Genomic DNA, 25,737 nt, shown 5'->3' on the forward strand with positions numbered 1-25,737 from the left:
ATATAGGAAAGGGAATCCGGATTGGCGATGCGTCCGCAGGACTTGGCTGTGCTGCGCCCGGAGGGCCTGTTCTGCCCACCGGGCGATTTTCTCATCGACCCGCTGCGGCCCGCCGCGCGGGCAGTGATTACGCACGGCCATTCCGACCACGCGCGCCCCGGCCACGACGAGGTCATTTGCACCGAGGCCACCGCCGCCATCATGCAAGCCCGGCTCGGCGAGCGCGCGGCCGGGCGGTTCTCGACCCTGCGCTACGGCGAAAAAGTGCGGATCGGCGAGGTCGACGTCACCCTGGTTCCCGCCGGCCACGTGCTCGGGTCAGCGCAGGTTCTTTTGGAGTGGCGCGGCCTGCGAATCGTGTTTTCGGGGGATTACAAGCGCGATGCCGACCCGACCTGCGCCCCGTTCGAGCCGGTTCGCTGCCATGTCTTCATCACCGAGGCCACCTTTGGCCTGCCGGTGTTCCGCCGTCCGCCGCCCGGCGACGAGCTGGAGAAACTGCGCCTTTCCATGGCGCGCGCGCCCGAGCGTTGGCATGTCGTGGGCGCGTATGCCTTGGGCAAGGCGCAACGTCTGGTCGCCGAAATACGCGCGGCCGGCGACGACCGCGCCATAGCGATGCATGGCGCGGCGATAAAAATCTGCGAGCTCTACCAAAACTTTGGCGCAAAACTCGGCGCGCTGGAGCCGGCCAGCGCCGAAAGCACAAAATCTTCGGCGCCGGGCTTGGTCATCTGCCCGCCGTCGGCCTTGCAGGACCGCTGGTCGCAAAAGTTTGGGGACGCCGTGCGCGGCATGGCTTCGGGCTGGATGCAGATCAAGGGCCGCGCCCGCCAGCGCAACGTGGAATTGCCGCTGATCCTCTCGGACCACGCCGACTGGCCCGCCCTGCAACAAACCATTCTCGACACCGGCGCGGAGGAAATCTGGATCACCCACGGCCAGGAAGACGCGCTGATGCGCTGGTGCGACTTGCGCGGCCTTTTCGCCCGCCCGCTCAATCTTCACGGTTATGAGGGGGAAGAGGCGGAATGAAGGATTTTTCGAATCTTCTCGAAAACTTGCTCTGCCAGCCGGCGCGCAATGGAAAACTGGCGCTGCTGGTCGATTATCTCAACCGCACGCCCGATCCCGACCGCGGCTATTCGCTGGCCGCCCTGTGCGGCGATCTCGTGCTGGACGAGGTCAAGCCGGGTCTGTTGCGCGCCTTGATCGAGGAGCGCGCCGACCCCATCCTGTTTCGGCTGTCCTACGATTTTGTCGGCGATCTCTCCGAAACCATCGCGCTGATGTGGGAGCCGGGCGAAGCGGCGGAGCCGCCGGGACTGGCGCAGATCGTCGAATCCATGCGCGCCATGTCCAAAGCCGAAGCGCGGCGGCGCCTGCCCGGCTGGCTCGACACGCTCGACGGGACCGGCCGTTGGGCGCTGCTCAAACTGGTGACCGGCGCGCTGCGCGTCGGCGTTTCCACCGGCCTCGCCAAACAGGCCCTTTCGCAATGGAGCGGCGTGGCGCAGACGGAGATCGAAGAGGTTTGGCATGGTTTCGCGCCGCCCTACCTGCCGCTGTTCGCCTGGCTTTCGGGCGCGGCGGCGCGCCCCTCCGCCTGTGACGCCCTGTGCTTCCATTCGCCCATGCTGGCGCATCCCATCGACGACGCGGATTTCGAAAGACTGGAGCCGGGCGATTTCAAGGCCGAATGGAAGTGGGATGGGATCAGGGTTCAGTTGAAAGGCCGCTCGGGGGCCGGCGCCCGCCTGTTCTCGCGCTCCGGCGACGATATTTCCGCCGCTTTTCCGGAATTGGTCGCCTCTTCAGGCGAAGGCCTCGATTTGCTCCCTCTCCCCGCAAGCGGGGAGAGGGCGGGGGTGAGGGGCGGGGGCGTTAGCCCCGACGTCGTCAGGAAAGCATCCGGCGTACATGGTCACCCCCTCGTGTTTGCCGGCGGGCTGGACGGGGAGCTGGTCGCGCTGGAGCCGGGGAAAACCGGGCTGGAAGCCGTGGCGAGCTTTTCCACCTTGCAGCAGCGGCTCAATCGCAAAACCATTTCCGCCGCCATGCTGGCGCGCATCCCCGTGGCGATCATCGCCTACGATCTGCTGTTTGCCGCCGACGCCAGCGGCGAAAACTGGACCGACGTGCGGCCGCTGCCGTTTCTGGAGCGCCGCCGCCTGCTGGAACAGGCGGTCGCGAAGGCCGACGATCCCCGCCTGCTGCTGTCGCCGCTGCTCTCGTTCGAACATTGGGACGCGCTCGCGGCCCAACGCGCGGTTTCAGCGGAACATCCCAGCGTCGAGGGCGTGATGCTCAAGCGCAAGGCCAGCCCCTATATCGCCGGGCGGCCGAAGGGCGAGTGGTTCAAGTGGAAGCGCGACGCCCATTTGCTCGACTGCGTGGTGATGTACGCGCAGCGCGGTCACGGCAAGCGCGCCTCGCTCTATTCCGACTACACCTTTGGCCTGTGGAGCGGCGATGCGCTGCTGCCGGTCGGCAAAGCCTATTTCGGTTTTACGGATGCGGAGCTGGCCCAGCTCGACCGTTTTGTCCGGCAGAATACGGTGCAGAAATTCGGTCCGGTGCGCGAAGTGGTTCACGCATCGGACAACGGCCTTGTTCTGGAAATCGCCTTCGAAGGCGTGCAAGTCTCCCCCCGGCACAAATCCGGCTACGCCATGCGCTTTCCGCGCATCAACCGCATCCGACGCGACAAGAGACCGGCCGAAGCCGATCAATTGGAAGCGCTGGCCAAACTGGCGCGGTAATCAGGCGGCGGCGGCGACCGCCTCGCAAACCTCGTCGACGATGCTCTCGATCACAAGCCTGTCGTCGCCCTCGGCCATCACGCGAATGACCGGCTCTGTGCCGGAGGGTCGGATCACCAGCCGCCCCTCATTGCCAAGTTTTTGTTTGGCGGCCTGAATCACCTTGGCGACCGACTCGGTCTCCAGAGGCTTGCCGCCCTTGAAGCGCACGTTCTTCAGAATCTGCGGCAGCGGATCGAAGGCGTGGCAGACTTCGGAGACCGGCTTGCCACGGCGCTTGACCACCGCCATGACCTGCATCGCCGCAACCAAGCCGTCGCCGGTGGTGCAATAATCGGACAGGATCATGTGCCCGGACTGCTCGCCGCCGACGTTATAGCCATGCTCGCGCATGTGCTCGAGCACGTAGCGGTCGCCGACCGGCGTGCGCGCCAGCGACAGACCCAAAGAGCCGAGATAACGCTCCAGTCCGAGATTGGACATCACGGTCGCCACAATGCCTGGCCGGGACAGTTTGCCGTCGGCGCGCCAGTCCTGCGCCACCACCGCCATGAGTTGATCGCCGTCGACCAAGCGGCCATGTTCATCGACGATGAGGACGCGATCCGCGTCGCCATCGAGCGCAATGCCGATATCGGCGCGCAGTTCCCGCACCCGTTGCGCAAGCGCCTGGGGCGCGGTCGAACCGACGTTGCGGTTGATATTAAAACCGTCGGGCTCGACGCCGAGCGAAAACACTTCGGCGCCCAGTTCCCACAACGCTTCCGGCGCCACCTTGTAGGACGCGCCATTGGCGCAATCGATCACCACCCGCATGCCCTCGAACGACATGTTGCGCGGCAAGGTGTGCTTGGCGAATTCGACATAGCGCGCGCGAACATCATCGACGCGGCGCGCCCGACCGAGGGCGGAAGACCCCGCCAGTTTCGAGCCGAGATCGCCTTCGATCAAAGCTTCGATCTGCCGCTCCACCTCGTCCGAGAGTTTAAAACCCTGCGGACCGAACAATTTGATGCCGTTGTCCTCGAAAGGATTGTGCGAGGCGGAAATCATCACACCGAGATCCGCCCGCATGGAGCGGGTCAGCATGGCGACCGCCGGCGTGGGCATGGGGCCCAGCAGCAGCACGTCCATACCGACGGAGGTGAAGCCGGCGACCAGCGCGTATTCGATCATGTAACCGGAAAGACGCGTGTCCTTCCCGATCACAACACGATGCCGATAGTCTCCGTTTTGAAAAACGATGCCGGCGGCCTGTCCGACTTTCAGCGCCAGTTCCGGGGTTATGACCTTGTTGGCGAGGCCACGAATGCCGTCCGTGCCGAAAAACTTGCGGCTCATATTAGCGAATCTCCAATTCCTGAGGCAAATCTATCGTAAAATGACAGCGCCCTCCAGAATTCATCAATGTTTAACGTGGTCAAAATGTCGACGGGCGGAAAACCGCCCGTCGAACCACCGGATCAGGATTGCGCCGGCGCGAGTCCCGGATCGGCGTCGGGCGCGCCCCAGCTGGACTTGCCCGCCGCGGGAACGGCCGAGCGGCGCGGAGGCGGCGGTTCGTCGCCCGTCTCGCGAACCGGAGGGATGCCCTCGAGCAGGTTGCGGATTTCGTCACCGGACAGGGTTTCGTATTCGAGCAATCCCCTGGCCAGGGTTTCGAGATCGTCGCGCTTTTCGGTGATGATCCGACGCGCTTCCGACTGTCCGGCCTCGACGAGGCGGCGCACTTCGCTGTCGATCTTTTGCGAAGTCGCCTCCGAAATATTCTGCTGGCGGCCCATGGAATAGCCCAAAAAGACCTCTTCCTGGTTTTCGCCGTACATCACCGTGCCGAGTTCGTCGGAAAAGCCCCAGCGCGTGACCATCGCCCGCGCGAGCTTGGTCGCCTGCTCGATATCGCTTTGCGCGCCGGAGGTAACCTTGTCCTTGCCGAAGATCACTTCCTCGGAGACGCGGCCACCCATGAGGATCGCGAGGCGCGACGTCATCTGCTCGAAGCTCATCGACAGCTTATCGCGCTCGGGCAGCTGCATGACCATGCCCAGCGCGCGGCCGCGCGGAATGATCGTCGCCTTATGCACCGGATCGGTCGCCGACACATTCATCGCAACAATGGCGTGGCCGCCCTCGTGATAGGCGGTGAGCAGCTTTTCCTGCTCGGTCATGACCATGGTGCGACGCTCGGCGCCCATCATGATCTTGTCCTTGGAATCCTCGAACTCGTCCCGGGTGACGACGCGCTTGCCGCGCCGCGCCGCGAGCAGCGCCGCCTCGTTGACGAGGTTCATAAGGTCCGCGCCGGAGAAACCGGGCGTGCCGCGCGCCACCACCTTGAGATCGACATCCGGCGACAGCGGAACTTTTCGCGCATGAACCCGGAGAATCTTCTCTCGGCCGATGACGTCGGGGTTCGGCACAACGATCTGGCGGTCGAAGCGGCCCGGACGCAGCAGGGCGGGGTCCAGCACGTCGGGACGGTTGGTCGCGGCGATGAGAATGATCCCCTCGTTGGCTTCAAAGCCGTCCATTTCGACCAGAAGCTGGTTCAGCGTCTGCTCGCGTTCATCGTTGCCGCCGCCGAGGCCGGCGCCGCGATGGCGGCCGACCGCGTCGATTTCGTCGATGAAGATGATGCAGGGCGCATTCTTTTTGGCCTGTTCGAACATGTCGCGCACGCGGCTGGCGCCGACGCCGACGAACATTTCCACGAAGTCCGAACCGGAAATCGTGAAGAACGGCACATTGGCTTCGCCAGCGATGGCGCGCGCCAAAAGGGTTTTACCCGTGCCGGGCGGGCCGACCAGCAGCACGCCGCGCGGAATGCGGCCGCCGAGGCGCTGGAACTTTTGCGGGTCGCGCAGGAATTCCACGATTTCTTCGAGGTCTTCCTTGGCCTCGTCCACGCCGGCCACGTCCTCAAAAGTGACGCGCCCATGGGCCTCCGTCAAAAGCTTGGCCTTGGACTTGCCAAAACCCATGGCCTTGCCGCCAGCCCCCTGCATTTGCCGGGAGAGGAAAATCCACATGCCGATGAAGGCGATCAGCGGCAGGCCATTGACCAGCAGCGTCACCAGCCAGTTGTTGCCGTCGGAAGGCGGCCGCGCCGTGATTTGAACCCCCTTCTTGTTCAGGGTCTGAACAAGGTTCGGATCGTTGGGCGCGTAAATCGAGAAGGTCTTGCCATCCGTGTAATGCCCGGTGATTTCCGAGCCGGAGATGGTCACGTCCTTGATCCGACCCTGGTCCGCGTCGGTCAGAAGCTGACTGTAGTTGATCTCCTGGGCGGGGACGCGCTCGCTGGGCTTCTGGAACAGCACCACCAGGGCCACAACCAGCAGAACGATGATCACCCAAAGGGCGAAATTGCGAAAATTAGGATTCATCTCTTCCTTGCGTAGCCTTTCCGACCGATGGAGCGCGCCGGTCGCATCGAAACTTGAATGTAGTTGCGCAGGTTCCACTTGCCAAGTGAAGGACAGTGGTTTGATTTTCAAAGGCCCCGCTTGCGCTGAGGCTCCAACGCGATTTTCAGGCGCCTGTCACGGTTCAGGGTGACGACGCAGCCGCCCAAAGTGGCGAAAAGTTCGGCATCCGTTTTCAGCGCGGTTTCCAGTCTGACGGCCAGGCGTTCGACGCGCTCCAGGCGAGACGCCGGAGCGCCAGCCGCCTTGATCAACGCCAGTTGCAGGACATATTCGATGATCGCCGTCGGCGCATTCAGCGCGTTCGAAAAATCATAGGCATGGTTTTCGGTCGGAATTTGAGCCTCTTCGAGAAAACGCATCGCCGCCCACGCCAAAGCGCGGTCGCACTTTTCCGCCCGCTCGGAAAGTTTTGAGGCGCGTTCGCGCGTAAACCCGAGACGGTGCAGGGGCGCGGCCAGTTCGCGCCATTGGGCGCGCGCAAATCTCGGGTCCGCATTGGAGGGATCGTCAAAAAATTCTTGGCCCCGCGCTCGGCAATAGTCGACCAAGGCCGCCTTCGGCAGGTGAAGCAGGGGACGGACGAGCCGTCCGCCAGAAAAACCCTGGTCACGGGACATTCCGGAGAGACCGGCGATCCCGCTGCCGCGCGCCAGCCGGATCATCACGGTCTCCCATTGGTCGTCGGCGTGATGCGCCGTGGCGAGCGCCGTCGCCCCGATTTCGCGCATATGATCGACAAGCAGAGCGTAGCGCGCGCTCCGGGCGCGCTCCTGAACGCCGGTGATCGGCTTTTCGCCCGTCCAGACCAGGGTTTTGTGCGCCATGCCGAGGGCGAGAGACCATTCCGCGACCTTGGCCGCCTCGATCGCCGCCTCGGCCCTGAGCCCATGATCGACGGTCGCGGTAAAAAACCGGGGCGCCTTCGGATCGGCGTCGCGCCAGGCCGCCGCGAGATGCAGGAGCGCCATGGAATCGGGCCCGCCGGAGATGGCGAGCAGAACGACCGAATGCAACGCCAGCGCTTCGAGCATCCGCGCCGGATTCGCCGTGTCGTCGCTCAACAGGCCGCCTTTTTGGCCTCACGCGCGGCCGACTGCTTTTCCGAAGCGGATGCATTGGGATATTTGCGCGGCAATTCGGCGAAGAAGGCGCAGGCCTGCTCCTTGGCGCCCAGCGCGTTCAGGGACACGCCGAGCTTGACCATCGCGCCCGGCGCGACGCTGCTTTTCGAGTAATCCGTGGCGATTTTCAAGAATTGCTCGGCCGCTTCGCGGTGGCGATTCTGGTAATAATAGCTTTCGCCATAGTGGAAGATCGCGGGCGCATTGTAGCGCGTGCCCGGATGCTTTTGCAGGAAGCCGGCAAACGCCTGCTGCGCCGCGTCGTAGCGTTGCGCCTTCAGCAGCTCGGAGGCGGCGTCGAAATCCGCCTTCACCGGATCGGCCGACGGCGTCGCGCCCGGAGGCTCCAGGGCCACGGGCGTCGCGGTCCCATCGTTGCGCGCGCCCCTAGGGCTGATGTCCAGCGGCGCCAGCGGATCGTTGTCGACGCGCAGCGGCTTGCTCGCCGAATGCGGCGATCCCAACTCCTTGGGCGCGCCCGGCGCCCCGCCTTGGGCGGACGGATCGAACGCGTCGCGCCGCCGCCCCTCGCCGACTGCAGGAGATGGAGGCGCCGGCGGCTGAACCTGGGCCACCGGGGGCGACGCAGGCTGGTCCGGAAGCTCGGAGCGCCGCTGGGGCTGACGCGCCCCGCCCTGCTCCTGGAAACGCTGGTCGACATCCATCTGGAATTTGCGCAGCATGTCTTCCATGCGCTTGATCTGGTACTGCAACTGCTCGACCTGGCCGTTCAGGGTCCGCACCTGCGATTCCAGGCGGTCGACGCGCAGCGATGCGCTCGGGTCCTCGGCAGGGCCGCGATCCTCGATATCGACAGGCGGTCGATCGAATCTCTGCGCGCGCGCCTCGGTGGCGGCTCCCGCGAGAAAAATCGCGCACGCCACTCCAAAGGCGCGAAAATACGCGTTGTTATTCCGGTTCATCCTACCCTCGGAAGCGCTTTGAGTCGCCACATTCTACACCAGGAACCCTCGCGACAAGCGGCAAAAGTGGCGATTGCGCGCCAACACGCAAACGAAAATTCGACGCCGAGGCGTCGAATTTCGGCAGGCTTCCGCAAAAAACCGCGTCAGGCGCCCGGCTTGAGCACCGTCACGGCGCGGCGATTTTGCGACCAGCAGGAGATGTCGTCGCACACCGCCACCGGGCGCTCCTTGCCATAGGAGATCGTCTTGATGCGCGCGGCGGAGACGCCGCGCGAAATCAGATAGTTCTTCGTCGCCTCGGCGCGGCGGGCGCCCAGCGCGAAATTGTATTCGCGAGTGCCGCGTTCGTCCGCATGGCCTTCGACGGTAAAGGCGTAGCTGGCGTACTGGTTCAGCCAGCGCGCCTGCTTGTCGAGCGTCGCCTGTCCCGACCCGTTGATCTCCGACGAATCGCTGTCGAAGAAGATGCGGTCGCCGACATTGACGACGAAATCCTGGGTCGAGCCGGGCGACGCGGCCCCGGCGGCGCCGACGCCGCCGACCCCAGAGCGACCGGCCCCGGAGCCGTTGAGTCCGTCGAGATCGGTCGGATTCTTGGAGCAGGCGCCCAGAGCCACGGCGACAGCAATGACCCCGGCGAGTTTCAGTTGATGCATCGAAATATTCATCCGGCGCGCTCCTTTGGCTGGCGGATTGAGCTTTCCGCCAGTGGTAGCCTGCGAAACATTAAGCGAAGGTTTTCGTAACCTTGATAAGGGGTTACGAAATCCGGCGAATTTGTGGCGTTTGGGCCCATGGTTAACAAGACGTTTCTGGCCAGAATGGGGCGAAAGCTTCGCCTTTTATTTTGACGCGCTGTCTTCACGCGAACCGGCATTCCCTTCGCTTGAAAGCGCTTCGTTACCCCAGCAACGGGCTCCAGGACGGATCGGAGGCGAAGCCCGGCGTCGTCACCGGGAATTCGCCGCGTCCGAAAATGTCGACCATGAACAGTTTCGGGCCGCCGCCGCCATTGCGGAAGAACATGACGAACAGGCCGTTGGGCGCCCAGCTCGGACCTTCGTTATGAAATCCTTCGGCGAGGATGCGCTCTCCGGAACCGTCGGGCTTCATCACGCCGATGGCGAAACCGCCACTGCCCTGGCGGGTGAAGGCGATGTAGTCGCCCTTGGGCGACCAAACCGGCGTCGAATAGCGGCCTTGGCCGAAGGAGATGCGGTTGGCCCCGCCCCCGCCGGCGCCCATGACATAGATCTGCTGGGTGCCGCCCCGGTCGGATTCGAACGCAATTTTCGAACCGTCCGGCGAATAGGACGGGGAGGTGTCGATGGCGCCGGAATCTGTCAAACGCGTGGTCGCGCGCGTGCGCAGGTCCATCGAATAAAGGTTGGCGGCGCCCGCTTGCGACAGCGACATCACCACCCGCTGGCCGTCAGGCGAAAAACGCGGCGAAAAGGTCATGCCCGGGAAATTGCCGACGACTTCGCGCTGTCCCGTGTCGATGTTGAGCAGGAAGACGCGCGGGTCCTCGGAGCCGAACGCCATATAGGTGAGCTCCTGCGAATTGGGCGAGAACCGGGGCGTCACCACCAAATCGTCGCCGCGCGTGAGATGGCGGAGGCTGGCGCCGTCGAGGTCCATGATCGACAGGCGCTTGCGGCGGTTTTCGCGCGGCCCGCTCTCGTCGACAAAGGCGACGCGGGTGTCGAAAAATCCTTTTTCCCCGGTGATTTTCGAAAAAATCGCGTCCGAGACAATGTGGGCGACGCGGCGCGCATTGTTGGGGTCGGTGACATATTGCTGTCCCGCGGCCTGTGCGCCGGAGCCGACGTCCCAGAGCCGGAATTCGGTTTTCATCCGTCCCTCGCCGCGCCCCGACCGCCCCGTGACGACGAATTGGGCGTTCACGGCGCGCGCGGCCGCAAGGTTCGGCGCGGCGTCCGGATTGCCGCCGAGGTCGCCGGCCTCGACGGGATTGAGGAAAACCGAGCGCTTGAAATTGTTGACGATGATCGTGCTCATCGATGCGCCGCTGTCGCCGCCGAACGGGGCCACCGCGACATTGACCGGCTTGAAGTCGCCGCCGCCGCGCACGTCGATGTAGCGTTCGGCGAAACTTGCGCCGCGAATCAAGGGAACGGCGGCCAATCCGCCGAGCAAGGCGGCGGCATGGCGGCGGGTCGGAGCAAAGGTCATTTCTGTCGTCCTGCGTCTGTTGGGATCAGGTTTTCGTCAGTCCTGCGGGTTGAAGGCGACGGTGGAATCCTTCCACTGCTCGAAATAGGGCGCGAATTGCGCGGGAATTTTCATGGGGTTGCAGGACCGCACCGCGCGCAGGGCGCTTTCGGCCAAGGCGCGGGCCGTGGGGTCTGACGGCGGGTTGATCAGCACCGGCGCCGCCGCCAGCGATCCGTCCGACCGAAAGGCCACGCGCACCTTGGGCACGTAATGCGGCGTCTCCGAGAAGGCCACATAGTTCCAGCACTGCTTGTAGCGTTCGCGCAAATAGCCATCGAGCGCGTCGGCCATCGACGGCGACATTTTGGCGGCATGGGCGTTCGGCGCGCCCGCCGCGGGGGCGTGGCTCACTTCGCGGCCGGCCGAGCCGCGCGACTGCGCGGGCTCACGGCTCAGCAGTTTTGAAATGTCCGCCAGATTCGGCGAAGGGCGCGCGTTGCTTTCCTCGCCGGATTTGGGTTTCGGCGGCTTGTCGCTCGGATTTTCCGTCGGTTTCGCGTCCTTGCTCTGCGACGAAGACAACAGCTTGGCGACCTCATCCAGTTTCGGCGGCTTGGGCGTCGGCTTTTCCAGAGGTTTGGGCGGCTGCGGCGGCTTGGGCGGTTGCGGCGGCGGCGGCTCGGGCTTGGCCTCGGCCTTCTTTTCCGGCGGTTTTGGGCGCGGCGGCGGCTTCACCGGCTCGGCGTCGTCCTTTTCCGGATCTTCCTTTTCCTCGGCTTTTTCCGGCGGCTTCGGCGGCGGCTTGGGCGTGGGTTTGACCTCAGGCTTCGGCTCCGGCGGCCGGACCGGCGGAGGCGGAGGCGGCTCTTCGGAAGGTTCAGGCTGGCGCTTGAGCGGCGGCGGAGGGCTCGAAACCTCCTTTTGCGCCTTGGGCGTCGGAGGCGTCGGTTTCTGCTCGTCGGCCTGCGCGACGCGGTCAACGCGCGGCTTGGGCGCGATCTCCTTGATCTTCTCGCCCTTCATGATCTGGCTGAATTGCGCGTCGGTGATGGTTTCCACCGGAACGGCTTCGTGGGCGTCGTCGAACTTGTGTTCGCTGGTAAAATGGATGAGCAGAAACGCCAGCACGCCCAGATGGACGGCCGCCGACACAAACAGGCCCGGTTCGGAGCGCGAAATCTTCACCGCCGCATCACCCGCAAAACCTATTTCTTCTCCTGCTGGGTCACGAGCGCGACTTTTTTGAAGCCCGCCGCGGTCAGATCGGACATGACCTCCGCCACCCTGCCGTAAGGCACCGCCTTGGCCGCGCGGACATAGACGCGCTCATCCACCCCATCCTTGGCCTGCGCCTTCACCGCCTCGACCAGTTGGGAGATCTCGATCTTCTGATCCATGAGAAAGATTTCGCCATTGTCGTTGATGGCGACGGCGACCGGCTTCTTGTCGATGTTCAGTTCGCCCGCCCTTGTGGAGGGCAGGTCGATGGGCACGCCGGAGGACAGCAGCGGCGCCGCCACCATGAAGATGATGAGAAGCACCAGCATGACGTCGATGAACGGCGTCATGTTGATGTCGGCCATGGCGCGATAGCGCGGCACGCCGCGCCGCCTGCGTGCGGCGCCCCCTGATGAGACAGACATGCCCATGGTCGAAAAAACTCCTCAGGCGTTGCGCGACGTGTGCTGGTCGATCTGGCGCGACAGGATGGCGGAGAATTCGTCGGCGAAGGCCTCCATCTTGGCCTGGGTCTTGGCGACGTCGCCGGAAAGCTTGTTGTAGGCGATCAGGGCGGGAATGGCCGCGAACAGGCCGATGGCCGTGGCGAACAGGGCTTCGGCGATGCCGGGCGCGACCACCGCCAATGACGTGTTTTTCGACGCCGCGATCGAGCGGAACGAGGTCATGATGCCCCAGACCGTGCCGAACAGGCCGATGAAGGGGCCGGCGGAGGCGACGGTCGCGAGCACCAGCAGGTTCGCCTCAAGCTTTTCGACCTCACGCGCGATGGAGACATCCAAAACTTTTTCGATGCGCGATTGCAACCCGACGAAAGAGGCGGCCGCCGTCTGGAATGAGCGCTTCCATTCGCGCATGGCCGCGACGAACAGCGAAGCGGTGGCCATGGTCGGGCGCCCGGTCAGCGATTGATAAAGGTCTTCGAGCGAATTGCCGGACCAGAACACGGCCTCGAATTCCTCGATGGCCGCGCGGGCGCGCCGGATCAGGATGGTCTTGTTGATGATGATCGCCCAGCACCAGACCGAGGCGCTCAAGAGACCGATCATCACCATTTTCACAACGATCGAGGCGTTGAGGAACATGGCGAAAACCGATGTTTCGCTCCCGGCTGCGACGACTTCATTCATCAGGGCGATCCTCATCCTTCCCGCGGCGCTTTTGCTGCGCTGCACATGCAGGGGAAATCCGTCATTTCTGCGGCTGTGCGCGCAAAAACGCGCGGTCGAGGCCCCAGTAAAGCGGCCGCGATGGTTAATGTCTGGTTAAATTCTCAATTTTCGCGCGCCCACTGTTACGCGGGCGGCGACAGCTTTTCCCTGACCTCCCGGGGGATGCGGCAGGCGCGCCCACCCGAGACGGCGGCGATCAGAACCTTGGCCGTGAACAGGATTTCGTCGCCCTTTTTCACGCGCTGGTCGAGCTCCAGCGTCGCGGCGGTGAGTTTGAGCACCCGCGTCTCGACCGCCAGCAAATCGTCCATCCGCGCCGGGCGCAAGAACTCGATGGACATGCGCGCCACGACGAAAAAGACTTTTCCGCCCGCATGGATTTCGCCCTGGTGAAGATCCGCGTCGCGCAGCATTTCGGTCCGCGCGCGTTCGATGAAGCGCAGATAATTGGCGTGATAGACGATGCCGGAAAAATCGGTGTCCTCATAATAGACACGGATGGAAAACAGGTGGGGGGGCGTTTGCTCGCTCATTCCGGTCGTCCTGAAGATTCGCAGCGCGAGCACCTGGACCATGCGCGGCGCGGAATCAATCCGCGCCGCGCTCGCGCCAGCCACATAAACAGTTCTTTATATCTTTATTGCCAATCGCCCTGCCCGCTGCTATAGGCGATCAACAGCCCGGAGGATTGTTTTTCATGACCCACCCGACCCACGATTACGTTGTTCGCGACATCGCCCTTGCCGATTGGGGCCGCAAGGAAATCGCGATCGCCGAAACCGAAATGCCGGGCCTGATGGCCACGCGCGCGGAATATGGCGCGAGCCAGCCGCTGAAGGGCGCGCGCATCGCCGGCTCGCTGCACATGACGATCCAGACGGCTGTGCTCATCGAAACGCTGCAGGCGCTGGGCGCCGACGTGCGCTGGGCCTCCTGCAACATCTATTCGACCCAGGATCACGCCGCCGCCGCCATCGCCGCGCGCGGCACGCCGGTCTTCGCCATCAAGGGCGAGAGCCTCGAGGAATATTGGGAATACACCCACAAGATTTTTGAGTGGGCCGATGGCGGTCAGCCCAACATGATCCTCGACGACGGCGGCGACGCCACGCTGCTGATCCATCTCGGCCTGCGCGCCGAGCAGGGCGACGTGGCGTTCCTCGACACCGCGACCAACGAGGAAGAAGAAGTTTTGTATGCCGCGATCAAGAAGCGGCTGAAGGGCAACCCCGGTTTCTATGGCCGCAACGCCGCCGCGATCAAGGGCGTGACCGAAGAGACCACCACGGGCGTGCACCGTCTCTACATCATGCACAAAGAAGGCCGCCTGCTGTGGCCGGCCATCAACGTCAACGATTCCGTGACCAAGTCGAAGTTCGACAACCTCTATGGCTGCCGCGAGTCGCTGGTGGACGGCATTCGTCGCGGCACCGACGTGATGATGGCCGGCAAGGTCGCCATGGTCGCGGGCTTCGGCGATGTCGGCAAGGGTTCGGCGGCCTCGCTGCGCAACGCCGGCTGCCGCGTGCTCGTGTCCGAAATCGACCCGATCTGCGCGCTGCAGGCGGCGATGGAAGGCTATGAAGTCACCACCATGGAAGACGCCGCGACGCGCGCCGACATTTTCGTGACCTCGACCGGCAATGTGGACGTCATCACCGTCGATCACATGCGCGCCATGAAGGATCGCGCCATCGTCTGCAACATCGGTCACTTCGACTCTGAAATCCAGGTCGGCGGCCTGCGCAACTTCCAGTGGCACAATGTGAAGCCGCAGGTGGACGAGGTTGAATTCCCCGACGGCAAGCGCATCATCCTGCTGTCCGAAGGCCGTCTCGTGAATCTCGGCAATGCGACGGGCCACCCGTCCTTCGTCATGTCCGCGAGCTTCACCAACCAGACGCTGGCGCAGATCGAACTTTTCACGAAGCAGGGCCAGTACAACCGGCAGGTCTACACTCTGCCCAAGGTCCTGGATGAAAAGGTCGCGGTGCTGCATCTGGAAAAAATTGGCGTGAAGCTGACCAAAATGACACAGGCGCAATCGGATTACCTGTCGGTGCCGGTCGCAGGTCCGTTCAAGCCCGAGCATTATCGCTACTGATCGTACGATCGGCGGTTTGACATGAACTTGGCCTCCGCGTTGTCCGCGCGGAGGCTTTTTCGTGGCGCCCGAACGCAGTAAATTGGATTGATTCGTCAGGGGCGGGACCCTGCGATTTGCTCGTTGGAAAGATTCAGGGTCCATGTCGAAGCGGAAAAGCCGTCCGACTCCGCTGAAAGGCGCGCTCGCGCAGGCGCTTGGAATTGCAACCCTCCTCCCCTGCTCGGCCGCTCGGGCCGAGTCGCTGCTGAATTTCGCCCAAGCGGAAGAGGCGCATGGGGTGATCCGCATCACCGCCGGCGTCGGTCTGGTGATTTTCTCCGCCATCACCATCCTGTTCCATCTCACGGGCCGGCAAGCCTGGCGCAAGCGTGAGCTGGAGTTGGAGGCGGAGGTCGAAGCCCTTCGCCAGCAGGCCGACCGCGCCCGCTCCTTCAGCGCCTCGGACTCGCAATTCGTCATTGTCTGGGGCGGCCCGTCCAACGATCCCGAGATCGAGGGCGATATCGGGCTTGCGCTCGAAGCGCCGCTGCCGCGCCGCATCCTGGGGTTCAACACCTGGCTGTCGCCCGACCAGGCGAGCGCGATGGAGGCGCATGTCGCGCGCCTGCGCGAACGCGGTCAGGGATTTCGCCTCGATCTCGTCAGCAACGCCGGGCGGCATCTGGAAGCCGAGGGACGGGCGATCGGCAGCCGCGCGGTTTTGCGCGTGCGCGATGTTTCGGGGGACCGGCTGGAGCTGATGCGCTTGCGCGCGGTCCATGCGGAGCAATCCGGCCAGCTCGAAACCCTCCATGCCCTGCTCGACGCCTCCGCGCAGCCCGTCTGGACCCGCAGCGCCGATGGCGCGATCGCCTGGGTCAACGAGGCCTATGTCCGTGCGGTCGAGGCGAAGGATCGCCAGGACGTCGTGGCGAGAAACCTTGAAATTCTCGACAGCCAGTCCCGCGAGCAGTCGGCGCGCGCCCGCGCCTCCGGCGAGGTTTTCCGCGGGCGTCGAAATCTGGTTGTGGCCGGCGAACGCAAGCTCATGGAAGTCTTCGACGCCGCGTTTCCCCTGGGGTCCGGCGGCATCGCCCATGACCTGTCCGAACTGGAGGCGCTGCGCGCCGATCATGCGCGGCAAATGGATTCCCACATCCGCACGCTCGACCAGATCGCCACCGCCGTCGCCATTTTCGACCGCAGCAAGACCCTGGTGTTCGCCAACGCCGCCTACCGGCAACTCTGGAGCCTCGACCAGAGCTTTTTGGAACAGAAGCCGAGCGATTCCGAAATCCTGGAGCGTCTGCGCGCAGCGCGGCGGCTGCCGGAACAGCCCGATTTCCGCAGCTGGCGCAACAGCCTGCACGGGCTCTATCACAGCCTCGACCCGGCGCCGCAGACCTGGCATTTGCCGGACGGACGCACGATCCGCGTCGGTTTCGACCCGAATCCCCAGGGCGGCCTGACCTATCTGTTCGACGACGTGACCGAGCGGTTCACGCTGGAATCCCAATACAACGCCTTGGCGCGGGTGCAGACCGAGACGCTGGACGCCTTGCAGGAAGGCGTCGCCGTGTTCGGCGCGGACGGCCGCTTAAAGCTTTACAATCCGGCGTTCGGGCGCATGTGGCGCCTGCCGCTCAGCCAGTTGAAGGAAAAGCCGCATATCGACGTGATCGCGGAAGGCTGTCGCGCGCTGGGGCCGGATGACGCCGCCTGGAGCGATCTGCGCTCTGTGGTCACCGGGCTTCACGCCGCGCGCATGGGTTTCGGGCGGCGCATGCCGCGCGCCGACGGCTCCATCGTCGATTGCGCCGCCGCGCCGCTGCCGGACGGCGGCACGCTGCTCACCTTCATCGACGTCACCGACGGGGTGAATGTCGAGCGCGCCCTGACCGAACGCAATCAGGCCCTGGTCGCGGCGGAACGGTTGCGCGACGATTTCGTCCACCACGTGTCCTACGAATTGCGCTCGCCGCTGACGAACATCATCGGCTTCATCCAGCTTCTCGGCGATTCCTCGGTCGGCCCGCTGAACGACAAACAGCGCGAGTACACGGACTACGTGCTCAAATCCTCGGCGGCGCTGCTGGCGATCATCAACGACATTCTCGACCTCGCGACCATCGACCGCGACTCCATGGAATTGCGCATCGAAGACGTGGATATCGCCAAGACCATTGGCGAAGCCGCCGAGGGTGTGCAGGATCGGCTGGTCGAATCGCAGGTCGAGCTGTCGCTGGTGATGCCGAATGACATAGGCGCCTTCCGCGCCGATGGAAAACGCATGCGCCAGATTCTGTTCAATCTGCTGTCGAACGCCATCGGCTTTTCCGAGCCCGGCCAGACCGTGACCCTGGCCGCGTTCCGACGCGCCGACGATCTGGTGTTCAAGGTCTCGGACAGCGGACGCGGCATCCCGCCCGAAATTCTCGACAAGGTGTTCAACCGCTTCGAAAGCCACACGCTGAATTCGCGCCATCGCGGCGTCGGACTCGGCCTTTCGATCGTGCGCGCCTTTGTGGAACTGCATGGCGGGCGGGTCCTGATCGATTCCGCGCCAGGAGAGGGGACGGTGGTGACCTGCATTTTCCCTACGAGGGGCGTCCGTGATCCCGGATGCCCTGAAGCGAACGTCAAAGCAGAGGCGCAGGCATGATTGATCCGGTTTGGCGCATCGAATTGCCGGATGAAGCCGCGACCCGCGCGCTGGCCGACGACATCGCCGAATTCGTCAGGGCCGGCGACCTCGTCACCCTCTCCGGCGATCTCGGCGCGGGCAAGACGACCTTCGCGCGCGCGCTGTTGCGGCGGCTGGCGGACGATCCCGAACTGGAAACCCCCAGCCCCACTTTCACCTTGATGCAGCTCTACGACACCCCGCGTTTTCCCGTCGTCCACGCGGATCTCTACCGCGTGCGCGATCCCGGTGAACTGGTCGAACTCGGCTGGACCGAAGCCTCGGAGGGCGCGCTGGTCATTGTCGAATGGGCGGAGCGCGCGGGCGGCGAACTGGCGACGGATCGGCTCGACATCGCACTCGCCACGGACGCGAGCCGCGACCCCGCCTTCCGGCGCGCGGACATTCGCGGCCATGGGACCATGGCCGCGCGTCTCGCCCAGGCGCGCGGCGCCAAATCGGTCCTGGAGCGCTCGGGCTGGCGTCACGCGGAACGCACGCGGCTGCAAGGCGACGCTTCCAGCCGCGCCTACGATCTGCTTCGCCGGCCCAACGGCGAAACGACCATATTGATGATCTCCCCGCCACGCCCCGACGGCCCGGTGATCAAGAACGGCAAGTCCTACAGCGCGCTGGTGCATCTGGCGGAAAATATCGGTCCCTTCGTGGCGGTGGACGAGGGGCTGCGGGCGCTGGGCCTCTCCGCGCCGACAATCCATGCCGCCGATCTCGAGCAGGGTTTTGCCGTGCTCGAAGATTTCGGCCGCACGGGAGTCGTCAATGACGCGGGCCCCATCGCGGATCGCTATCTCGAAGCGGCCAACGTCCTGGCTTTCCTCCACAACCGCGATCTGCCCGAAACCCTTCCGCTCGGCGAGGGGCAATACGCCATCCCCACCTATGACGTGGACGCGCTGCTGACCGAAACCGAGCTGCTTCTCGACTGGTACGCGCCGCACATCGCGGGGGTCAGCTTCGCCTCCGGCGCCCGCGCGAAGCTCGAAAACGCCTGGCGCGCGGCTCTCGCCCCGTCGCTGGCGGAGAAAAAGACCTGGTGCCTGCGCGACTATCATTCGCCCAATCTGCTCTGGCTTGAAAATCGGCCAGGCTTGCGCCGCGTCGGCCTGCTGGATTTCCAGGATTGCGTGCTCGGACCCGCCGCCTACGATGTGGTCTCTCTGGCGCAGGACGCCCGCGTGGACATTTCCGACGAACTCGAACTGAAGCTTCTCGGCGGCTACGCGCTGGCGCGCAAACGAACCTCCCCGGAGTTCGACATGGCCGCGTTCGCCGCCTCCTATGCGGTGATGGGCGCGCAAAGGGCGAGCAAGATCATCGGCATTTTCGCGCGCCTCGACCGCCGCGACGACAAGCCGGCGTATCTCAAACATCTGCCGCGCGTGATCGGCTACCTCAACAAGAATCTGAGGCACCCCGCGCTGCGCGACCTCAAGGACTGGTTCGAACAAAATCTGCCGAAACTCGTGGCCCCGGAGGTTTGACATGACCTCGCGTCCCGAAAAGGCTTTTGTGTTCGCCGCCGGGCTGGGAACGCGCATGCGGCCGTTGACCCTGACCTTGCCCAAACCCCTGGTTCAGGTCGGCGGCAAGACCATGCTCGACCATATGCTCGATCGTCTGGCCGAGGGCGGGGTGACGAAAGCCATCGTCAACGCGCATTGGCTCGCGGACCAGATCGAAGCCGCGACGGCGAAGCGGCGCGCCCCCTCCATAAAAATCTCGGACGAGCGGGCGCTTCTGCTCGATCAGGCGGGCGGGATCATCAAGGTTCTGCCGGAATTCGAGGGCAAGCCCTTCTTCATCTGCAACACCGACGCGCTGTGGATCGATTCGTCTTCGTCGCAAGTCGCGCGGCTGCGCGACCATTGGGACGGCGACAAGATGGACGTGCTGCTGCTGCTCGCCAACCGAGCCGAAAGTTTTGGAGTCGAAGGCCGCGGCGATTTCGACATGGACGCGTCCGGCGCGCTGTCCCGGCCCGCTCCGGGCGAGGAGGCGCCCTACACCTATGCCGGGGTTGGCGTCATCAAATCCGCGCTGTTCGAGAACCGGGCGGTCGAGCCGTTGCGATTGGCCCCGTTCTTCTTCGACGCCGCCGCGCGCGGAAAACTCCACGGGCTGGTCCTGCAAGGGCGCTGGTTGCATGTCGGCACAACCGACATGATCGAAAGGGCCGATGCGGCCTTCGCGTCGCGATCGGAGGAGCCGACATGCCCCCCCGCGTATTCAACATAGCGCCGGGCTGCCCGTTCCTGGAGACTTTTGTTGCGGCCCTTTTTGACGGGCGCGTGATCCCCGGCCTGAGCCAATCGTCCCCGCGCGACCTCGCGCAATGCCGGATTTTTGTGCCCACGCAGCGCGCCGCGCAGGCTTTGGCCGTGGAGTTGAAGCGACAGAACCGCGGTTCGCGCTTCCTGCCAGCGATCCAGCCGCTCGGCGCCCTGGAGGACGACGGCTCCGCACTCTCCGCGGGCGATTTTTTCGACAGCCCGCGCGCGGCCGGCGAACTCGAACGCCGCATGATCCTGGGCGAACTGATCCTCGCGTGGTCGGCGCGGCTCAAACAGGCGATCGTCTCCATCGACCGCGACGGCGCGATCCGCCACGCCCCGGAACCGCTGCTGGTGGGAACGCATCCCGTCGACGCCTGGCGCCTTTCGGGGGAACTGGCGCGCCTGATCGACGAGATGATTATCGAAGACGTCGCCTGGAAAAACCTCGACGCGCTCAACCTCGATTTCGACGAGTACTGGCGGCTCACGCTCCACTTCCTCAACATCGCCGTCGAAGCGTGGCCGGCGATCCAGCAGGAGCGCCATCTCGTCGATCCCGCGACGCGCCAGAAGGAATCGATCAAGCGCGCCGTCGAAACGGTTGCGAATGCCGACCATCCCGTGATCGCCCTGGGCTCGACGGGCTCCAACATCAGCACGGCGCAATTGCTCGCGGCCATTGCCCGCGCCAAGCGAGGCGCCGTCGTCCTCCCCGGCCTCGACACGCATCTCGACGCCCCCTCCTTCGCCGCCTTGCGCGATGCGGTGGTGTCAAAACCAACGCATCCGCAGGCGTTTCTGGCGCGGCTGATCGCCGGCATTGGCATCGACAGGGACGACGTCGCGCCGCTCGGGGCCCCCTCCACCAAACTGTCAAAGCGCCAGGAATTCATCTCCGAAAGTTTTCGGCCGGCCGAAAGCACTGACCTTTGGCGCCATTGGCGCTCCCTTCAAGACCCGGCCGACCTCCGCGCCGCGCTGGAAGACATTTGCGTCATTGAAGCCGCGAACGAACGCGAGGAAGCGCTCGCCATCGCCGTCTGCCTGCGCGAGGCGCTCGAAGACGAGACGCGCATCACCGCCCTGGTCACGCCCGACCGCGCCCTCGCAAGGCGCGTGCGCGCGGAAATGCTGCGGTGGGACGTCGAGATCGACGACACCGGCGGCGTCCCCCTCGGCCTGACGCAGGCCGGGACTTTGGCGAGCCTCCTCCTGAAGGTTGTGGACGCGACGTCCTGGGCCGCCTTGCTCGGCCACCCGCTGGCGACATTTGGCCTTGAGTCGCAAGCGCCGGAGTTTTCGAATCTGTTCGAGATCGGCGTCCTGCGCTCAGGCGCACGCTTCACGGGGCGCTGGCGTCCGGAAGTCGACCGGGCGCGCGAGGCCACGCTACGGCGCGACGCGCATCCCCGGCAAAAAGCGATTTCCGAGGAGCAATGGCTCCAACTGGAAGATTTCGCCGACCGGCTCGACGCCGTCGCCGCGCCACTTCAATCCCTGACGGGCCGCCACCCGCTCAGCCGCTGGCTCGACGCGCATCGCCAGGCGATTGGCCTCGCAACAGGCTCGGAAACGTTTCCCACCGGCGAGGACGGCGAGGCCCTCGCCGCCCTGTTCGACGAATTGTCCGGCGCGGCCAGCGCGCGTTACGTCTTCGATCTCGAGGCCTATACGACCTTTTTCGACGCCCTGATCGCGGAGCGCATGTTGCGCGGCGCCGAGAGCGGGCATCCACGCCTGAAAATTCTGGGACTGCTGGAGGCGCGCCTGTTCGGCGCGACGCGCGTTGTCCTGGCGGGCCTCGACGAAACCGTCTGGCCGCCGGAGGCGCCCAGCAGTTCCCTGTTGAGCCGCCCGATGCGCGAAAAGCTCGGTCTCTCGTCCATCGATCGACGGATCGGACAGACGGCGCATGATTTCTGTCAGGCGCTCGGAGCGCAAGAGGTGATCATCACCCGCGCCCGGAAACGCGGCGGCGCCCCCACCATTCCCTCGCGCTTCCTGCAACGCATGGAGGCGCTGGCCGGCGCGGAGATTTTTGACGATTTTCGTGATCGCGGCGCGCGCTGGCTCGATTTCGCCCGTCGCCTGGACCAATCGGAGCCGGTCGCGCCCTTGAAACGGCCCGACCCCAAGCCGGCCGTGGATCTGAGGCCAAAATCGCTTTCGGTCACCAAGATCGAAACGCTGCGCCGCGACCCTTATTCGATCTACGCCCAGCACATCCTGCGCCTGGAGCCGCTGCCGCCTCTGGAGGAAGAAGCCGGCGCGCGCGAGATCGGCGTCGCCGTCCATGCCGTTCTGGAAGAATTCTGCCGCGCCCACCCACACGGCCCCCTGCCGGAAAACGCGCGCGAAACGATTCTCGACCTCTTGCATCGCCATCTCGGCGCCCTCGCCAGCGATCCCGAATTCCAGACGTTTCGCTGGCCGCGCCTGCAAAAGGGGATCGATCTCTATCTCGCCTTCGAGGCCGACCATCGTCCGGCGCTGAAAAAACTCTTCATCGAGGAAGGCGGCGCGCTCTCGATTCCGTTGCGGGACGGTTCCGACTTCCTGCTGACCTGCCGGGCGGACCGCATCGAGCTTCTGCTCGACGGCGCCATGGACGTTTGCGATTTCAAGACCGGCGCGGTCCCGAGCTTTTCGCAAATCAGCGCCGGCTTTTCGCCGCAACTGACCCTGGAAGCCGCGATGATCGCGCGCGGCGGTCTTAGGCGCATAAAACCCGGTCCCGTGACCTCAGGCTTTTACATTCCGCTCGGCGGCGCGCCAAAGAGCGCGGTCAGCGAAATCAAGCCGGGCCCGCGCGCCCGCGAAAAACTCACGTTTCAAGAGCTTGCGGAGGAGCATTTTCAAGAACTGCAAAAGCTCCTCAACGATTTTCGCGATCCCAGGCGCGGCTATCCCGCCCGTCCCTTCCCGCAATTCGCCTCCCGCTACAACGATTACGATCATCTGGCGCGCACACGCGAGTGGTCCATCGTCGGCGCCAACGAAGCGGAGGACGCATGAAGCCGCCCATTCCGGAAAAGACGCGGTTCGACCAGACCCGCGCCTCGGACCCGAAAAAATCGGCCTGGGTCGCCGCCAACGCCGGCTCCGGAAAGACCCACGTGCTGGCGCAGCGCGTCGTCCGTCTGCTGCTTCAGGGGGGGCGACCCGACCGCATCCTCTGCCTGACATTTACGAAAGCGGCGGCGACCAACATGTCGGAGCGCGTATTCCGCACGCTGGCGAACTGGGCGACGTTTTCGGACGCCGAACTCGGCGACGCCATCGCGGCGACCGGAGAAAAACGCCCCGACAGTCCGAAAGATCTTGCGGCTGCGCGCACCCTGTTCGCCCGCGCGCTGGAATCGCCCGGCGGCCTCAAAACCCTCACCATTCACGCGTTTTGCGAGCGGCTTCTGCACATCGCGCCCTTCGAGGCCAACGTTCCCGCGAATTTTTCGGTGCTGGAAGACCAGCAGAAGACCGAACTGCTCGAGCGCGCGCGCGCCGATGTCTTGCAGGCGGCCGCCGAAAATGCTGCGCTTCGGTCCGCCCTGGACATCGTCGCCCGCGACGGCGGCGTGGACTTCGAAAAGACCATCGGCAGCGCCCTCGAAAAGCGCGCCGCCTTTCGTGAACTGAAGGCCGAAGCCGCGCACCAGCGCCTTCGCACGGCGCTGGGCGCCGGCGCGCAGGACACGGTCGACTCGGTCCTGCGCGCCATCGGAACGGGAGACCTGCCGCCCGAGGACTGGCCGAAGGTGGCCGAGTTCATGAGCACGGGTTCGGCCACCGACAAGAAATACGCCGCAGCCTTTCGCGCCGCGCAAGAACATTGGCGGACGGGCGATCTTGAGGCGGCCAGCGAGAGGCTGGCGTCGATCTATTTAAAGAGCGATGGCGGGCCGGCCAAACTTCTGACCAAACCGCTTGCGACCGCCCGGCCCGACATGCTGGAGTCGCTGGAGGCCGAGCAAAGCCGCCTGATGCTTTTGTGGGACCGGCTGGCCGCCGTGCGCGTCTGCGAGCGAACGCTGGCGTTGAGCGTGGTCGTCAACGCCGTCGCGGATCGCTACGAACACTATAAGTCGATGCGCCAATGCATCGACTTCGACGACATGATCGAGCGCACGTCGACCCTGCTGACCCGGTCCTCTGCCGCATGGCTGCTCAAAAAACTCGACGGCGGCATCGACCACATTCTGCTGGACGAAGCCCAGGACACCTCGGCGTCGCAATGGGAGATCGTCGAGCGCATTTCGGCGGATTTTTTTGCCGGCGAAGGCCAGGCCCAGCAAGTCCGCACCCTGTTCGTCGTCGGCGACGAAAAGCAATCCATTTTTTCTTTCCAGGGCGCGCAGCCGGAGCTGTTTTCAACCAAGCGGCGCATGTTCGCCCAAAAAATTCGCGAGGCGGACGGGGAGTTCGAATCGGTCGAGTTGCACCTGTCCTTCCGCTCCTCGCCGGGCGTGCTGGCCGCCGTCGATGAAATTTTTGCGTCCCCCGAGAGGAGCCGGGGCCTTTACGGCGGGCAAGACCATGTCAAGACCGTTCACGAAGCCTGGAAGCGCGAGCAGCCCGCGGTCGTCGAACTCTGGGACGTGATCGCGCCCTCGGAGACCGAACCCAGCCGCGACTGGCGCCTGCCGCTCGATTATCGCGACGAGACCGATCCGGCGGTTGCGTCCGCCCGGCGCATCGCCAGCGTCATCGCCGGCTGGCTGCGCGACGGCGAACCGATCGGAACCGGGCCCGGGCGTCGCGCCATCCGGCCCGACGACATCATGATCCTGGTGCGGCGGCGCGACGCGTTTTTCGAGGCGATGATCCGCGCCTTGAAGGAAAAAGGCGTTCCGACAGCGGGCTCGGACCGTCTGGCGCTGGCCGACCATATCGCCGTCATGGACCTCCTGGCGATCGCGCGCGCCGCCCTGTTGCCGGAGGATGACCTCACGCTCGCGACGATCCTCAAAAGTCCGGTGTTCGCCCTCGACGACGACGACCTGATCGCTTTGGCGCCCAACCGCGAAGGCGCCCTGATCCAGGCCCTGCAAGCATCCGAGCGTTTCCAACACCAGGCCGCCTGCGCGACGCTGGACCGGCTCGGCCGCATGGCGCGCGAGCTCACCCCCTTCGATTTCTTCGCGAGATTGCTGGGGCCGATGGGCGCGCGGCGCGCCATCCTCGCCCGCCTCGGCCCGGAGGCCGGCGACGTCCTCGACGAATTCCTTAACCTCGCCCTCCAGCATGAGGGCAAGACCACGCCGAACCTGCGCAATTTCGTCGCCGAGGTGGAGTCGTCGGAGGGAACGATCAAGCGGGATCTCGACACCGGCGCCGGTCAGGTCCGGGTGATGACCATCCACGCGGCCAAGGGGCTGGAAAGCAGAATCGTCTTTCTGCCCGACGTCTGCGCGACGCCGACGACCCGCCTGGATTTTCCGATCTTCCTGCTAGACACGGGCTCCGGTCCTCTGCCGGTCTGGTCGCCGCGAAAGGAGCTTGATTGCGCTGGGGTCGCCGCCCTCAGGGCGGACAAGAAGGAAGCGGGATTGCAGGAATACCGGCGGCTGCTCTATGTCGCCATGACCAGGGCCGAGGAGCGCGTCTACATCGGCGGCCATCGCGGCAAGACCGAGCTTCAGCCCGAAAGCTGGCGCCTCATGCTGGAGCAGGCCCTGGGCGCAAACGCCAGGACCGCCCCTGCGCCCTGGAGCCCGGACGAAACCATTCTGCGTTTCGCAGACGACCCGTCCGACGCGCCGTTCGAAAAAACCGAAGCCGCCGGTCCGGCCGAAAAAACCGAACTTCCGGACTGGCTTACCCGTCCGCCTCGCGCCCCGCAAGCTTGAGC

General features: G+C 64.8%; 18 protein-coding genes. 8 read left to right on the forward strand and 10 right to left on the reverse strand.

From position 1 onward, the window contains the following. Positions 1-27 precede the first annotated feature (27 nt). Together GJ654_RS03445 and GJ654_RS03450 are read left to right on the forward strand one after the other, a co-directional pair. A complete protein-coding gene (locus tag GJ654_RS03445; protein ID WP_155444704.1) occupies positions 28-1,035 on the forward strand; it encodes a ligase-associated DNA damage response exonuclease in 1,008 nt (335 codons plus the stop codon). Next, positions 1,032-2,762 (forward strand): ATP-dependent DNA ligase, encoded by a 1,731-nt coding sequence (locus GJ654_RS03450; protein ID WP_155444705.1) that lies wholly within the window; start codon positions 1,032-1,034, stop codon positions 2,760-2,762. Before GJ654_RS03445 ends, GJ654_RS03450 begins: the two co-directional genes overlap by 4 nt. Here the strand turns inward: GJ654_RS03450 and glmM are convergent, their stop codons facing one another. The 10 genes from glmM to ybgC all read right to left on the reverse strand — a co-directional run bounded on the left by glmM (position 2,763) and on the right by ybgC (position 13,359). Further along, complete coding sequence (gene glmM, locus GJ654_RS03455) at positions 2,763-4,103, reverse strand: phosphoglucosamine mutase (protein ID WP_155444706.1); 1,341 nt, start codon at positions 4,101-4,103, stop codon at positions 2,763-2,765. It abuts the gene before it with no gap. 122 nt (positions 4,104-4,225) lie between these two features. Continuing rightward, positions 4,226-6,148 (reverse strand): ATP-dependent zinc metalloprotease FtsH, encoded by a 1,923-nt coding sequence (gene ftsH, locus GJ654_RS03460; RefSeq protein WP_155444707.1) that lies wholly within the window; start codon positions 6,146-6,148, stop codon positions 4,226-4,228. A 107-nt stretch (positions 6,149-6,255) separates the two neighbouring features. After that, positions 6,256-7,251 (reverse strand): tRNA lysidine(34) synthetase TilS, encoded by a 996-nt coding sequence (tilS, locus tag GJ654_RS03465; protein ID WP_155444708.1) that lies wholly within the window; start codon positions 7,249-7,251, stop codon positions 6,256-6,258. Continuing rightward, positions 7,248-8,234, reverse strand: a complete 987-nt coding sequence (gene ybgF / locus GJ654_RS03470) for a tol-pal system protein YbgF (RefSeq protein ID WP_155444709.1) — start codon at positions 8,232-8,234, stop codon at positions 7,248-7,250. The genes tilS and ybgF overlap by 4 nt, the downstream gene beginning before the upstream one ends. A gap of 146 nt (positions 8,235-8,380) precedes the next feature. Next, a complete protein-coding gene (gene pal, locus GJ654_RS03475) occupies positions 8,381-8,905 on the reverse strand; it encodes a peptidoglycan-associated lipoprotein Pal (RefSeq protein ID WP_155444710.1) in 525 nt (174 codons plus the stop codon). A gap of 232 nt (positions 8,906-9,137) precedes the next feature. Continuing rightward, positions 9,138-10,433, reverse strand: a complete 1,296-nt coding sequence (tolB, locus tag GJ654_RS03480; RefSeq protein ID WP_155444711.1) for a Tol-Pal system beta propeller repeat protein TolB — start codon at positions 10,431-10,433, stop codon at positions 9,138-9,140. Between the two features lie 36 nt (positions 10,434-10,469). Further along, complete coding sequence (locus GJ654_RS03485; RefSeq protein WP_155444712.1) at positions 10,470-11,600, reverse strand: cell envelope biogenesis protein TolA; 1,131 nt, start codon at positions 11,598-11,600, stop codon at positions 10,470-10,472. A 20-nt stretch (positions 11,601-11,620) separates the two neighbouring features. After that, positions 11,621-12,064, reverse strand: a complete 444-nt coding sequence (tolR, locus tag GJ654_RS03490; protein WP_155444713.1) for a protein TolR — start codon at positions 12,062-12,064, stop codon at positions 11,621-11,623. Positions 12,065-12,079: 15 nt separating this feature from the next. Next, positions 12,080-12,784, reverse strand: a complete 705-nt coding sequence (gene tolQ, locus GJ654_RS03495; protein WP_155444714.1) for a protein TolQ — start codon at positions 12,782-12,784, stop codon at positions 12,080-12,082. Positions 12,785-12,948: 164 nt separating this feature from the next. Then, on the reverse strand, positions 12,949-13,359 hold the full coding sequence (gene ybgC / locus GJ654_RS03500) for a tol-pal system-associated acyl-CoA thioesterase (protein ID WP_155444715.1): 411 nt from the start codon (positions 13,357-13,359) through the stop codon (positions 12,949-12,951). Positions 13,360-13,523: 164 nt separating this feature from the next. On the opposite strand from ybgC, the gene ahcY reads away from it, so the two are divergent. The 6 genes from ahcY (at position 13,524) to addA (ending at position 25,735) form a co-directional block, all read left to right on the forward strand. Further along, positions 13,524-14,930: an adenosylhomocysteinase gene (gene ahcY / locus GJ654_RS03505; protein WP_155444716.1), complete on the forward strand. Its 1,407-nt coding sequence runs from the start codon at positions 13,524-13,526 to the stop codon at positions 14,928-14,930. Positions 14,931-15,072: 142 nt separating this feature from the next. Further along, a complete protein-coding gene (locus tag GJ654_RS03510; RefSeq protein WP_155444717.1) occupies positions 15,073-17,574 on the forward strand; it encodes a PAS domain-containing sensor histidine kinase in 2,502 nt (833 codons plus the stop codon). After that, positions 17,571-19,097, forward strand: a complete 1,527-nt coding sequence (tsaE, locus tag GJ654_RS03515) for a tRNA (adenosine(37)-N6)-threonylcarbamoyltransferase complex ATPase subunit type 1 TsaE (protein WP_155444718.1) — start codon at positions 17,571-17,573, stop codon at positions 19,095-19,097. Before GJ654_RS03510 ends, tsaE begins: the two co-directional genes overlap by 4 nt. 1 nt (position 19,098) lies before the next feature. Further along, positions 19,099-19,851, forward strand: coding sequence for a nucleotidyltransferase family protein (locus tag GJ654_RS03520; RefSeq protein WP_155444719.1), 753 nt, complete (start codon positions 19,099-19,101; stop codon positions 19,849-19,851). Continuing rightward, positions 19,827-22,904 (forward strand): double-strand break repair protein AddB, encoded by a 3,078-nt coding sequence (addB, locus tag GJ654_RS03525; protein WP_155444720.1) that lies wholly within the window; start codon positions 19,827-19,829, stop codon positions 22,902-22,904. Before GJ654_RS03520 ends, addB begins: the two co-directional genes overlap by 25 nt. Next, the gene (gene addA / locus GJ654_RS03530; protein WP_155444721.1) at positions 22,901-25,735 is read left to right on the forward strand and encodes a double-strand break repair helicase AddA; all 2,835 of its coding nucleotides are present in this window, start codon (positions 22,901-22,903) and stop codon (positions 25,733-25,735) included. Before addB ends, addA begins: the two co-directional genes overlap by 4 nt. Positions 25,736-25,737: the final 2 nt, after the last annotated feature.

This window comes from Rhodoblastus acidophilus, from assembly GCF_009720655.1.
Taxonomy (GTDB): Bacteria; Pseudomonadota; Alphaproteobacteria; order Rhizobiales; family Beijerinckiaceae; genus Rhodoblastus; species Rhodoblastus acidophilus_A.